The sequence below is a fragment of the Mycobacterium terramassiliense genome (genome assembly GCF_900157385.1).
In the GTDB taxonomy this organism is placed as follows: Bacteria; Actinomycetota; Actinomycetes; order Mycobacteriales; family Mycobacteriaceae; genus Mycobacterium; species Mycobacterium terramassiliense.
Genome location: NZ_LT717701.1, coordinates 2,405,247 through 2,418,333, shown reverse-complemented (window position 1 = coordinate 2,418,333; position 13,087 = coordinate 2,405,247). Strand labels below are relative to the sequence as shown.

Genomic DNA, 13,087 nt, shown 5'->3' with positions numbered 1-13,087 from the left:
GTATGCCAAGTGTGGATGCTTCCTGCGGCGCATCGCGCAAGTATGGTCGGGGCGTGGCGGCGGGGTCGCGTCCCACGCCGGGGCGGTCGCCACGACCGCGGCGGTGCGCCTTCGAATGGGGGGACGCGTCCGCGCATACCGCCGACGGTGCTCGCCGAGAGGGTTATCTTGGTGTCGCTAGCAGCGGCCGAATCAGCCGCGCAGACCGGGGAGAACAATATTGCGAATCGGGAAGATCACGATCGGCTCATTGGGCGATTGGGCGCCGATCCCGGGATCAGTCATCTCCTGGCACCCGACGACCACGTCCGCCGAGAAGGTCCGGCACGCGCCGGCCAGTTCCGTGCCGGTCAGCTACATGCAGGGCCAACACCTCCGCAACTATCACGAACGGACGGACGCGGGGCTGGACTTTTCCCGGCAGATCATCGCGACCTGTGAAGTGCCCGGTCGGTGCGACGTTTCTGCCATGCATCACGCCGTCAACGCGTACCTGCGCCGGCATGACACGTTCCGCAGCTGGTTCCGCCACACGGGTAATGGCGAGTTCGTCCGGCACAGCCTCAGCGATCCCGCCGACATCGAATTCATGCCGATCGAACACGGCAAGATGACGGTCGACGAAATACGCGCTCACGTCGTGGCCATACCGAACCCGCTGGAATGGGGCTGCTTCACCTTCGGAATCATCCAAAACGAGGATCATTTTACGTTCTTTGCCGCCATGGATCACGTTCACGGGGACGCGACGCTGATTGGCACGACGATGCTCGAGGCCAATGGAATGTATGCGGCGCTGAGCGGGGGCGGCGAGCCCCTCGCACTTCCCGATGCCGGTAGCTTTGACGATTTTTGCGCCCGCGAACGCCATTACACCTCGACGTTAACCGTAGATTCGCCCGGGGTGCGCGCGTGGATCGACTTCGCGGAGAACAACAATGGCGGCTTTCCCGAATTTCCGCTCCCACTCGGCAACCCGTTGGAGCCGGGCGGCAGCGAATTGATCTCCGAATTCTTGATGGACGCAGCACAGACGGAGCGGTTCGATTCGGCGTGCGCCGCGGTCGGCGCGCGCTTCATCGGCGGGTTGTTCGCCTGCTTCGCCCTGGTAGAGCACGAATTCACCGGCGCCCTCACCTACTACGGCCTCACACCCCGGGACACCCGCAGGACCACCGATAACTTCATGACGCAGGGCTGGTTCACCGGCCTCGTCCCCATCACCGTGCCAATAGCGGCGGCCTCCTTCGGCGACGCCGCGTGGGCGGCGCAGGCGTCGTTCGATTCCGGCCTGCACTTGGCGAAGGTGCCGTATTACCGCGTCTTGGAGCTGGCGCCCTGGTTGAACTGGCCGCAGCCCAACTTTCCGGTATCGAACTTCTTGCATGGCGGCGCGGCCCCGCTCAATGCCGTCCTGGCCGCCGCCGACCTGGGTTATGCGAACAACATCGGAATCTACTCCGACGGCCGGTATTCGTATCAGTTGACAATTTACGTATTTCGGTACGGCGAGGGCACCGCGATGGCGATCATGTTTCCCGACAATCCGGTCGCCCAGAAATCAGTGACCCGCTATATGGAAGCGATGAAGTCGGTCTGCGCGCGGGTCGCCGCCAGCGGCCATTGGGGACGCGTTGCGTAGCGTGGGGTAACCCGACGTTCGCGACGCGGAATTGCACGGTTTGAGGTGAGGGCGAAATGCGACGGCTAGCCGATTTTGTGGTGCGTTGGCCCTGGATAGTGATTGGGACGTGGGTCGCGATCGCGGTCGCCCTGTCGCTGACACTCCCATCGTTGGGCGAAATGGCCCAGAAGCATCCCCTGGCCCTCCTGCCCAGCGACGCACCGTCGAGCGTCACCACTCGCAAGATGACCGAGGCGTTTCACGAATCGGGCTCCGAGGACCTCCTGCTGGTGGTCCTGACCAACGACAAGGGGCTCGGGCCCGACGACGAAGCCGTGTACCGCAAACTCGTCAACGCGCTGCGGCAGGACACGCGGGACGTCGCGATGGTGCAGGACTTCGTCACCACGCCACCCCTGCGTCAGGTCGTGACCAGCGCGGACCACAAAGCCTGGGTGCTGCCGGTCGGCGTCGCGGGCGAATTGGGCACGCCGCGGTCCTACGCCGCGTTCAACCGGATCAGCGACCTCGTCAAACGCACGGTCGCCCGAACCCCCCTGACCGCTAACGTCACCGGCCCCGCGGCGACCGTCGCCGACCTCACCGTCGCGGGTGACCGGGACAGGCTTCCCATCGAGCTGGCGATCGGCGTCTTGGTGCTCATCGTCCTGCTGGTGGTCTACCGCAGCCTCGTCACCATGCTGTTGCCACTGATGACGATCGGGTTGTCCCTGGTGATCGCGCAGGCGGTGGTGGCGGGATACTCGCAGCTGACGGGCTCGGGCGTGTCGAACCAGTCCATGGTGTTTCTGAGCGCGATCATGGCCGGCGCCGGGACGGACTACGCGGTCTTTCTCATCAGCCGCTATCACGACTATCGGCGCTCCGGTGCGGATCCGGATGATGCGGTCAGGCGGGCGATGAGCTCGATCGGAAAGGTGATTGCCGCGTCGGCCACCACCGTGGGAATCACGTTTCTGCTGATCAGCTTCGCCCGGATGGGGGTGTTCAAAACGGTCGGGGCGTCGTCGGCGATCGGAATCGGCGTGGCATTCCTTGCCGCGGTGACGCTGCTGCCGGCGATCTTGGTGCTCGCCGGGCCGCGAGGCTGGGTCAAGCCGCGGCGCGAGCTGACCGCTCGGTTCTGGCGGCGCTCCGGCGTACGCATCGTGCGCCGGCCCAGGGCCCACCTGGTTGCCAGCCTGCTCGTGCTGATCATCCTGGCCAGCTGCGCAGGCTTGGTGCGCTACAACTACGACGATCGCAAGGCCCTCCGGCCCTCCGCGCCCAGCTCGGTGGGGTACGCCGCGCTCGATCGCCATTTCAACGTGAATCAGTCCATCCCGGAGTACATCCTCGTCCAGTCGCCGCGTGACCTTCGCACCCCGCAAGCCCTGGCGGACCTCGAGCAGATGGCCACCCGGGTCAGCCAGCTGCCGAACGTCGCCGCCGTCAGCGGCATCACCCGCCCCACCGGAAGCGTCCCGGAGCAATTCAGGGCCACCTATCAGGCCGGCGCCATCGGCACCATGCTCGCCGGTGGCTCCAACCTGATCAACGACCACGCAAGCGATCTCAATCGGCTGGTCGACGGGGCCGGCACGCTGGCCAACAACCTCCGCGAGGTCCGCGGCCAGGTCACCCAGCTCGCCACCAGCGTGCAGGAACTCGAGAATGCCTTCTCGTCGACGAAGAACCAGTACAGCGGGGACACGCTGGTCAAAGAGGTCGACCTCACGGCCCAACTGGTCGACCACGTCAACGCGCTCAGCAACGCCATGGGCTGGAATTTCTCGGCCGCCAAGAACATGTTCGCCTGGATGGGCCCGGTGCTGACGGCGCTGCAGGGTAACCCGATCTGCGATGCCGACGCGTCGTGCAGCGCCACCCGCGGGACGTTCGAGCAGCTGACCGGCGCGCGCGACCAGGCAGACCTCGACGCGATCAACGACCTGGCCCACCAGCTGCAGGAATACCAGGACAAACGGGCCCTGAAAGCGTCGACGGAGCGCCTGCGTGTCGCCCTGGTAAAGCTCACCAACGTGCTGCATTCCATGGGAATCGACCAGCCCGGCGGCCTGCAAGCGAACCTGAACAGCCTGCAAAGTGGCGCCGACCGATTCGCCGGTGGGAGCCGGCAAGTGGCCGACGCGGTGGCCCAGCTCGTCGACCAGGTCAAACAGCTCGGCGCCGGCCTCAGCGAGTCGGCGGCGTTCCTGTTGTCGCTGAAACAGGACGCGGCACAACCGGCGATGGCCGGTTTCAACATCCCGTCGCAGCTGCTGCATTTGAAGGAGTTCCAGCAGGCCGCCAGGGCATTCATTTCGCCGGACGGCCACTCGGTGCGGTACCTGGTGCAAACCAAACTCAACCCGTTCAGCACCGAAGCCATGGACCAGGTCAACGCGATCAGCGCGACGGCCCGGGGAGCCCAACCGAATACCTCGCTGTCCGACGCCACGGTATCGATGGCGGGATACACCGTTGGCCTGAAAGACACGCGCGACTACTACCAACACGACATCCGGTTCATCATCGCGGTGACCCTGCTCGTCGTGCTGCTGACCCTGATAGCGCTGCTCCGTGCGATTGTCGCGCCGCTGTATCTCGTTGCTTCCGTAGTCATTTCGTTTTTGTCAGCGGTGGGAATCGGCGTTTTGGTGTTCCAATTCCTGCTCGGCCAGCAATTGCATTGGAGCGTGCCGCCGTTGGCATTCGTGGTGTTGGTCGCGGTGGGGGCCGACTACAACATGCTGCTCGTCTCGCGAATGCGTGACGAATCTCCGCGCAGCATGCGTTACGGCATTATTCGCACCCTGGGTTCGACGGGCGGGGTGATCACCGCCGCGGGGCTGATCTTCGCCGCGTCGATGGGCGGTCTGCTGTTCTCCAGCATCGGAACCGTGGTCCAGGGCGGCTTCGTGATCGGTGTGGGAATCTTGCTGGACACGTTCTTGGTGCGCACCATCACGGTGCCCGCCGTCGCCGCGCTGGTCGGCCGGGCGAACTGGTGGCCGTCACGGGCGTCCGGCCGCAACCCGGTTAGGGCGCACCCATGACGTATGTGAGACTAGAGAAGCCGAGGGGTCAGGGGTAGGGATGAAGAAACTACTCGCCGGAGTGACGGCGCTGGTAACTGTTGGCGCCACAGGGTATTTGGGCGCCGGCAGGGTCTCCGCCGACGACACGCCGATCGGCGGTCCGCCGACCCCCGGAGCGCCGGGAGACCAGACCGCGTTCGCCCTGGGCGGCGCTCACGTGCTGGGCATCCCCTATGACGAGTACATCCGTCAGGAGGGCGCCCAATGGTTCCCCGGCCAGAAGCGCGAGATCGTCGGATACCCGGCGGGCCAGGTTCAGGGCCACGTGCTGGGGCGACTCTTCCCGGGCATCGGCAAGGTCGGCGATGAGATCTTTCCGGGCCTCGGTCTGGACGGCCCGAGCGTCGGCGAGTCGGTCGACACGGGAGTGGACAACCTTATGGCCGCGATCAAAACCGGTGGCCCGGGTACGGCGATCGGCTTGTCCGAGGGCGGGTTCGTGGTGGACGGCGCGCAGGCGCGGCTGGCGAGTGACCCCTCCGCTCCCCCACCGAACACGCTGAACTTCGCCACATTCGGCGACCCGATCGGGCATCACGCCTTCGGTCAGAGCTTCCTGACGGCCATGTTCCCGGTCGGCAGCGTCGTTCCCGCGCTCGACTACACCATGCCGCCGCCGTACGAGAGCCAGTACGACACCAACAGGTTCGTGGCCGCCTACGACTCCATCGCGGACTTCCCCGACCGGCCGGACAACATGTTCGCGTTCGCCAACACGCTGATGGGCCTCGCCACCGGTCACACCGCGGTGGCCTTCACGAACCCGAGCATGGTGCCGCCGCAGAACATCCGGACGACGATCAACTCCAGGGGCGCCAAAGACACGACGATCATGGTCCCGGAGAAGCACCTTCCGCTGGTCATGCCGCTGAAATACATCGGGATCCCGGAAGACACGCTGAACAAACTCGACGCGATCCTGATGCCCCGGGTGAACGCCGGCTATTCGCGAAACGACGACCCGTCGACCGCTCCGGTTCAGGTGGATCCGGTGCACGGCTTCGACCCGGCGGAGGTCACCGCGCCGGCCAACCAGGCGACCTTCGGCGGCGGTGCGGACCCGTTCTCGCAGATCCTTGCCGGTGCCATGTCCGTGTTGTCGCACGGCGCGGGACAGGCCGACCACTGACGTCGATGCGACGCGTTGGACAAACCAGTACGGACGTAATGTGACACCACCGCCTCAATCATCCGTGCTTTCGATGCTGCACGGGCGCGCCAGCCTGCGACCCGATGACATAGCGTTCACCTTCACCGATTACGAGCACGACTGGGCCGGCGTCCCCGAAAGCCTCACGTGGTCACAGCTATCCCGCCGAACGCTCAACCTGGGACGCGAGCTCGGCCGGCACGGGTCGGCCGGGGACCGGGCGGTGATCCTGGCTCCCCAGGGCTTGCACTACATCGCCGCATTCCTGGGATCGATGCAGGCCGGGCTCGTCGCGGTTCCACTCCCGCTGCCGCACCGCGGCTCGACCCATGAGCGGGTGGGCGCGGTTCTGTCCGACACGTCGCCCGCGGTCGTTCTCACCACGTCCGCGGTGGCGCATGACATCGCCGAATACATCGACCAGGCCGGCCTTCGGGCCGCTCCGAAGATCATCGAAGTCGATGCGCTGGATCTGGAAACCGATGCCGGAACGAGCGGCCGCACAGCCGATTTGCCGAGCACCGCCTATTTGCAGTACAGCTCGGGTTCCACCCGGCTGCCGACCGGGGTCATGATCTCGCACCGCAACCTGCAGGTGAATTTCGACCAGCTGATGCGCAGCTTCTTCGCGGAGTCCCAGATCAAAGTCCCGTCGGATCTCACGATCGTTTCCTGGTTGCCCTTTTACCACGACATGGGCCTGGTGCTCGGGGTCTGCGCACCGATCCTGGGCGGCTTTCGCGGCGAGCTGACCAGTCCCGTCGCGTTTTTGGAGCGGCCGGCCAGATGGGTGCAAGCTTTGGCGAGAAACCCGCACGCGTTTTCCGCGGCGCCGAACTTCGCCTACGACCTGGCCGCCCGCAAAACAACCGAGGGCGACCTGGCCGGGCTCGACCTCGGCGGGGTGCTGGGCATCATCAGCGGAGCCGAACGTGTCGAGCCGGCCACACTGCAACGTTTTGTTGATCGGTTCGCTCACTTCAATTTTCGCGATGACATGGTGCGTCCCTCGTACGGTCTTGCGGAAGCGACGGTCTTCGTGACGGCGGGCACCTGGAACGATTCGTCGGGCGCGGTTCATTTCGACGCCGCGGAGCTCTCCGCCGGCCGTGTTCAGCGCTGCGCGGAGGACACCGGCACGGCACTGGTCAAATACAAAGTGCCGCAATCACCCACGCTGCGCATCGTCGACTCCGACAGCCGCGAGTGCCCGCCCGGCGCGGTCGGCGAGATCTGGCTGCATGGCCCCAATGTCGCCGACGGCTACTGGGGCAAACCGCCGGAGGAGCAGCGCTGCTTCGGCGCGGTGCTCGTCGACCCGTCGCCGGGCACGGCCGAGGGACCGTGGCTGAGAACCGGCGACCTGGGTTTCGTCTTCGAAGGTGAGCTGTTCATTGTCGGCCGCATCAAGGATCTGCTGATCATCCGCGGGCGCAATCACTATCCAGAGGACATCGAGGCGACGGTCCAAGAGATCACGGGCGGCCGGGTCGCGGCGATATCGGTCCCGGTGAACAGCACCGAGAAGCTGGTCACCGTCATCGAGCTCAAGAAGCGGGGCGAATCCGCCGAGGAGGCGACGCACTGGCTCACCGGTGTCAAAAGCGAAGTCACCTCGGCGATATCCAACGCGCACGGGTTGGCTGTCGGGGACCTCGTCCTGGTGCCACCCGGGTCGATTCCCACCACGACGAGCGGCAAGATCCGGCGCGCCGCCTGCGTCGAGCAATACCGCCAGGACCAATTCACCCGACTGGACGCCTGAGCCCGACCTCGGTTGCACATAATGGTCCAACCGCACCGGCAAAGGAGCCATTCGATGAGCACAACCAGCCCAGACCGTCCGTTTCGCGTGATTCAGTGGACCACCGGCAACATCGGGCGGCGCTCGCTGCACGCCATCATCGGCCGGCCCGACATGGAGTTGGTCGGGGTGTATGCCCACGGTGCCGAAAAGGTCGGGGTCGACGCCGCCGAACTGTCCGGGTGGCCGGAGCCGACCGGGGTCAAGGCCACCAACGACATCGACGCGCTGCTGGCATTGCGGCCCGACGCGTGTTGCTATAACCCGTTGTGGCCCAACATCGATGAACTCGTGCGGCTGCTTCAGGCGGGCGTCAACGTGTGCACGAGCGCCGCATGGATCACCGGCGGCAAGCAGACACCGGCGGACCGCAAGCGCATCGCGGACGCCTGCGAGCGGGGCGGTTCGACGATCTTCGGCAGCGGGGCGCACCCCGGGATGACGAACATGGTGGGCATGGTGCTGTCCGCCTCCTGCGAGCGCGTCGACGAGATCCGCATCACCGAGTCGGTGGACTGCTCGACGTACGAGTCGGCCGAAACCCAGACGGCGATGGGGTTCTCGCAGGACCCCGACACCCCGGGGCTGGCCGAGAGTGTGCGGACCGAAAGCGAGGTCTTCGCGGAGTCCGCCGCGATGATGGCCGACGCGATCGGAGCGAAGCTGGACAGGATGACCTTCGATGTCACCTTCACCGCGGCCACCGCCGACTCCGATCTGGGCTTCATGAAGATCCCCGCGGGAACGGTGGGCAGCGTCTACGGTTACCACCGCGGCTGGGAAGGCGATCGCAACGTCGTCAGCGTCGGGTTCAACTGGACGATGGGCAATCACGTGGTGCCGCCCAAACCCCTCGAGCACGGCCACGTCATTCAGGTATTCGGCCTGCCCAACATGCGCACCGTGCTGCACTGCCTGCCGCCGAAGGATTGGACGGAGCCCGGATTCATGGGGCTGGGAATGATCTACACGGCGATGCCGGTGACCAACGCGGTCCCGGCCGTCGTCGCCGCCAAGCCGGGCATCGTCACGCTCGCCGACCTCCCGCCCGTCACCGGCCGGGTGGCCCGCTGACCCTGTGTTGGCCGCCACAAAGTCGGCACCCCACAGGAACGGTTCCGTGCACTACGGTTTACGATGCTTAGCTGAGCAATGTATCGGCGAACCGGCGTTGTCGGTGGCGCCGGTGGTCCGCAGGGCGAGCGGAAGGCGGTCAAGGTGAAGGCCCTAACCCGGGCGCTCAAACGAGCGTGGATTCCGCTGGTGTTGGTGGTCGTGCTCGCCGTCTCAACCTTGGTCGTCTCGCGGCTGCACAAAATCTTCGGGTCCCAGGACCTCAACGCGAACGCGGGCAAGGGGATCGAGATCGTTCAGTTCAATCCGAAGGTCGTCGTCTACGACGTCTCCGGCCCGCCGGGGTCCACCGCGAACATCAACTACTGGGACGAGAACGCCAACACCCACCAAATCAACGACGCCCCGCTGCCCTGGTCGACCACCATCTCCACCACGCTCCCGTCGGTGAGCGCCAATATCATGGCGCAAAGCGACGGCAGCCGAATCAGCTGCAAGATCATCGTGGACGGTGTCGTCCGCGACAACCAGAATTCCGACGGCCATAACGCTCAGACCTTTTGCCTGGTGAAGTCCGCATGACCGACACCGACAAGGCCGATTCCGGCGCGAGAAGCGCCGCAGACGACGAAGCCACGGGCCCGATCCCGACCAACAAGCCCAGCATGGCGGATCGCGGCCACCGTCCTTATCTCCCCCACGCGATCCGCATCTTCGCGATACCGATCATTGTGGCCTGGGTGGCCATCACCGTGTTGGTGAACGTCATCGTCCCCACGCTGGAAAAAGTCGGCGAGGCGCACTCGGCGCCGATGGCGCCCCTGGACGCGCCGTCGATGAAGGCGATGATGCGCCTGGGTCATAACTTCCGCGAATTCGATTCCAACAGCACGGTGATGATCGTCCTGGAGGGCCAGCAACCCCTCGGCCCCGAAGCGCACCAGTACTACGACAAGCTGATTCGACAGCTCCGCGGAGACCCCAAGCACATCCAGCACATCCAGGACTTCTGGGGTGACCGGCTGACGGCGGCGGGCGCCCAGAGCGCCGACGCCAAGGCCGCCTATGTGCAGATCAACCTTGCCGGTAATCAAGGCACCACGCAGGCCAACGAGTCCGTGGACGCGGTCCGCAAGGTGATCGAGGAGAACAAGGCGCCGCCCGGCGTGAAGGCCTACGTCACCGGTCCCGCCGCGCTGTCCGACGACATGCACATCATCGGCAACGCCAGCCTGGCCAAGATCACGTTGTTCACGCTGGGCGCCATTGCGATCATGTTGCTGCTGGTCTACCGGTCCATCGTCACCACGCTCGTCCAGCTGTTCATGACCTTTGTCGCGCTGGCCTGCTCGCGGGGGGTCGTCGCGGTTCTCGCCTACCACAACGCATTCGGGCTCACCACCTTCGCCGCCAACATCCTCACCATGCTGGCGATCGCCGCCGGAACGGACTACGGCATCTTCCTCGTCGGCCGCTATCAAGAAGCATTGGCCGCCGGTGAGGATCGAGAGAGCGCGTACTACACCACATTCAAGGGCGTCGCCCCCGTCGTCTTGGGATCGGGCCTGACGATCGCCGGGGCGACCTATTGCCTCAGTTTTTCGCGGTTGCCCTGGTTCAACACCATGGGCGCACCGGTGGCGATCGGCATGCTGGTCGTGGTCGCGGCCGGGCTTACGCTGGGCCCCGCGGTCGTCTTCGCCGGCAGTCGCTTCCACCTCTTCGAAAGGCAGGCCAAGCGCGGTCGGCTGTGGCGGCGGGTGGGTACCGCCGTAGTGCGTTGGCCCGCACCGATTTTGGCCGTCAGCGGCGCGATCGTGCTGGTCGGCATGATCGCCCTGCCGAGCTATCACACGAGCTACAACGACCGCCATTACCTGCCGTTGTCAGCCCCGTCCAATCAGGGGCAAGAGGCGGCGAACCGGCATTTCTCCGAGGCGCGAATGAATCCCGACCTGTTGATGGTCGAGTCCGATCATGACATGCGCAACCCGGCCGACATGCTGGTGTTGGACCGGGTGGCAAAGAACGAGATGCGCACGCTCGGCATCGCCATGGTCCAGGACATCACCAGGCCACTGGGGATCCCGATCCAGCACAGCTCGATTCCGTTCCAGAACAGCATCCAGAGTCAGACGACGATGCAGAACATGAGCTTCCTCAAGGAGCGCATGAACGACATCCTCAGGATGGCCGACGACCTGCAGACCCAGATCGACACCACGCAACGCCAGTACGAGGTGTCGCTGGACCTGGCCAACGCCGCCGACGACAGCGCAAAGACCACCGCGGTGACCTCACAGATCACCGACAAGCTGCGCGACCACATCGCGGATTTCGACGACACCTTCCGGCCGATACGCACCTACTTCTACTGGGAGAGGCACTGCTATGACATCCCGTTGTGCATCGGGCTGCGGTCCCTCTTCGACACCTTCGACGGGTTCGACCAGCTCGCCGAGCAGTTCCACTACCTCACCGCCGATATCGCGCACACCGCCAAGGCCACACACGACCTGAATGCGCTGTTCCCCGTACTGATCTCGACGCTGAAGAACACCCGGGGCATCACGCTGACGCTCTACCAGACGTTCCAGGCGATGATCAACCAGATGGAGGCGATGAGCAATACCGCCATCGTCATGGGCCAAAGCTTCGATCAGTCCAAGAACGACGACTTCTTCTATTTGCCCCCGGAGGCCTTCGACAACCCGGATTTCCAGACGGGGCTTCGCATGTTCCTGTCGCCGGACGGTAAGTCGGCGCGGTTCTTCATCACCCACCAGGGCGATCCCATGACCCCGGATGGCATCGCACGGGTCGACGCCGAACGCACCGCCGCGCAGGAGGGGTTGAAACAGTCCTCGCTGGCGGATGCCCGGGTGTATCTCGGCGGAACGGCCGCGACGTTCAAGGACATGGCCGACGGCGAGAAATACGACCTGATGATCGCCGTGGTGTCGGCCCTGACGCTGATCTTCATGATCATGCTGCTGCTCACCCGGAGCGTGGTGGCCGCGCTCGTGATCGTCGGCACCGCGGCCAGTTCGATCGCCGCATCGTTCGGGCTGTCGGTGCTGATTTGGCAGGATCTGTTCGGCATCAGAATCCACTGGATCGTGATGGCGCTGTCGGTGATCATCCTGCTGGCAGTCGGATCTGACTACAACCTGCTGCTGGTGTCGCGGTTCAAAGAGGAGATCCATCGCGGGCTCAAGACGGGGATCATCCGATCGATGGCCGGCACCGGTGGGGTGGTGACTGCCGCGGGGCTGGTGTTCGCCTTCACCATGGCGTCCATGCTCGGCAGCAACCTGCGGGTGCTGGGGCAGTTCGGGTCCACGGTGTGCATCGGCCTGCTGCTCGACACCCTGATCGTGCGCACGCTACTGATGCCGTCGATCGCCACCCTGCTCGGACGCTGGTTCTGGTGGCCGCTCGTTGTTCACCCGCGCGGTGACTACGGCCGTCCCCCCAGCGTGACGGCACCGGCACCGTTAGCCGCCAGGAGCTAGGTCCAGACACACCGCGACGGCGCCCGGTCCGACATGGAGCCCCAGCACCGGCCCCAACGGGGTGAGGATCGCCGGCTCGCACGCCGGTAGCCGCTCCGCCAGGGCCGCGGCGACCTCCTTCGCGCCGTCCGGGTTGGCGACATGGTGCACCGCCAGGGCGGCGGGCGCCTCACCGACCACCTCACAAACCCGGTCGATCATCGCCGCCGTCGCGTGGGTGACGGTGCGGATCCGTTGGGCCAGAACGAGTTTCCCGTCATCAATGCGCAGCACCGGCTTGAGCGCCAGCGCGGTGCCGAGCCACGCCGTGGCCCCGCCGATCCGCCCGCTGCGACGCAGGTTGTCCAGCCGATGGACCACGATGAACGCCCGGCCGCGCGCCACGGCCGACGTCGCGGCGCCCGCGACCACGTCCAGGTCGCCGCCGGCGGCCGCGGCCCGGGCGGCGGCCAGTGCGACGAAACCGGTGCCCATCGCCGCGGACCGCGAGTCGACGACGCGCACGTTCGGGTCGAGGTCGGCCGCCGTCCGCTGGGCGGCGCCGCAGGTTCCCGACAGCGCCGAGGAGATGTGCACCGCCACCACGCCGTCGCCCCCGCTGTCGGCCAGCGCCTGCTGGTAGGCGTTGGCCAGTTCGGCGGGGGTGGCCGCCGCGGTGGTGGCGTGCCGCTGGTAGATGTCGTCGGGGACGTCGTCGATGCCGTCACGCAGGTCGCGGCCGTCGAGCAGGACGTGCAGCGGAACCACTCGTATCGACCACTTTTCGAGCAGATCGGCGGGCAAGCGCGACGACGCATCGGTCACCACCACGACAGACAT

General features: G+C 65.6%; 8 protein-coding genes. 7 read left to right on the top strand and 1 reads right to left on the bottom strand.

Annotated elements, in window-relative coordinates:
• Positions 1 to 220: 220 nt before the first annotated feature.
• The 7 genes from MTAB308_RS26115 to MTAB308_RS26085 all read left to right on the top strand — a co-directional run bounded on the left by MTAB308_RS26115 (position 221) and on the right by MTAB308_RS26085 (position 12,268).
• Complete coding sequence (locus MTAB308_RS26115; RefSeq protein ID WP_077103481.1) at positions 221 to 1,642, top strand: condensation domain-containing protein; 1,422 nt, start codon at positions 221 to 223, stop codon at positions 1,640 to 1,642.
• Positions 1,643 to 1,698: 56 nt separating this feature from the next.
• Entirely contained in the window at positions 1,699 to 4,683 is a 2,985-nt protein-coding gene (locus tag MTAB308_RS26110; protein ID WP_077103479.1) for an MMPL/RND family transporter, read from the top strand.
• Between the two features lie 40 nt (positions 4,684 to 4,723).
• Entirely contained in the window at positions 4,724 to 5,854 is a 1,131-nt protein-coding gene (pe, locus tag MTAB308_RS26105; protein ID WP_077103477.1) for an acyltransferase PE, read from the top strand.
• 73 nt (positions 5,855 to 5,927) lie between these two features.
• Positions 5,928 to 7,640: an AMP-binding protein gene (locus MTAB308_RS26100; protein WP_245831562.1), complete on the top strand. Its 1,713-nt coding sequence runs from the start codon at positions 5,928 to 5,930 to the stop codon at positions 7,638 to 7,640.
• Between the two features lie 54 nt (positions 7,641 to 7,694).
• A complete protein-coding gene (locus MTAB308_RS26095; protein WP_077103473.1) occupies positions 7,695 to 8,753 on the top strand; it encodes an NAD(P)H-dependent amine dehydrogenase family protein in 1,059 nt (352 codons plus the stop codon).
• Between the two features lie 144 nt (positions 8,754 to 8,897).
• Positions 8,898 to 9,335: an MmpS family transport accessory protein gene (locus MTAB308_RS26090; RefSeq protein ID WP_077104815.1), complete on the top strand. Its 438-nt coding sequence runs from the start codon at positions 8,898 to 8,900 to the stop codon at positions 9,333 to 9,335.
• Positions 9,332 to 12,268: an MMPL/RND family transporter gene (locus MTAB308_RS26085; RefSeq protein ID WP_077103471.1), complete on the top strand. Its 2,937-nt coding sequence runs from the start codon at positions 9,332 to 9,334 to the stop codon at positions 12,266 to 12,268. Before MTAB308_RS26090 ends, MTAB308_RS26085 begins: the two co-directional genes overlap by 4 nt.
• Here the strand turns inward: MTAB308_RS26085 and MTAB308_RS26080 are convergent.
• Entirely contained in the window at positions 12,251 to 13,087 is an 837-nt protein-coding gene (locus tag MTAB308_RS26080; RefSeq protein WP_077103469.1) for a DegV family protein, read from the bottom strand. The two genes, MTAB308_RS26085 and MTAB308_RS26080, sit on opposite strands and share 18 nt — an antisense overlap.

Bases quoted from the DNA above. Each gene is read 5' to 3' on its own strand.
- MTAB308_RS26110 (WP_077103479.1), top strand. From the start codon at position 1,699: ATGCGACGGCTAGCCGATTTTGTGGTGCGTTGGCCCTGGATAGTGATT.
- pe (WP_077103477.1), top strand. From the start codon at position 4,724: ATGAAGAAACTACTCGCCGGAGTGACGGCGCTGGTAACTGTTGGCGCC.
- MTAB308_RS26100 (WP_245831562.1), top strand. From the start codon at position 5,928: ATGCTGCACGGGCGCGCCAGCCTGCGACCCGATGACATAGCGTTCACC.
- MTAB308_RS26095 (WP_077103473.1), top strand. From the start codon at position 7,695: ATGAGCACAACCAGCCCAGACCGTCCGTTTCGCGTGATTCAGTGGACC.
- MTAB308_RS26085 (WP_077103471.1), top strand. From the start codon at position 9,332: ATGACCGACACCGACAAGGCCGATTCCGGCGCGAGAAGCGCCGCAGAC.
- MTAB308_RS26080 (WP_077103469.1), bottom strand. From the start codon at position 13,087: ATGTCTGTCGTGGTGGTGACCGATGCGTCGTCGCGCTTGCCCGCCGAT.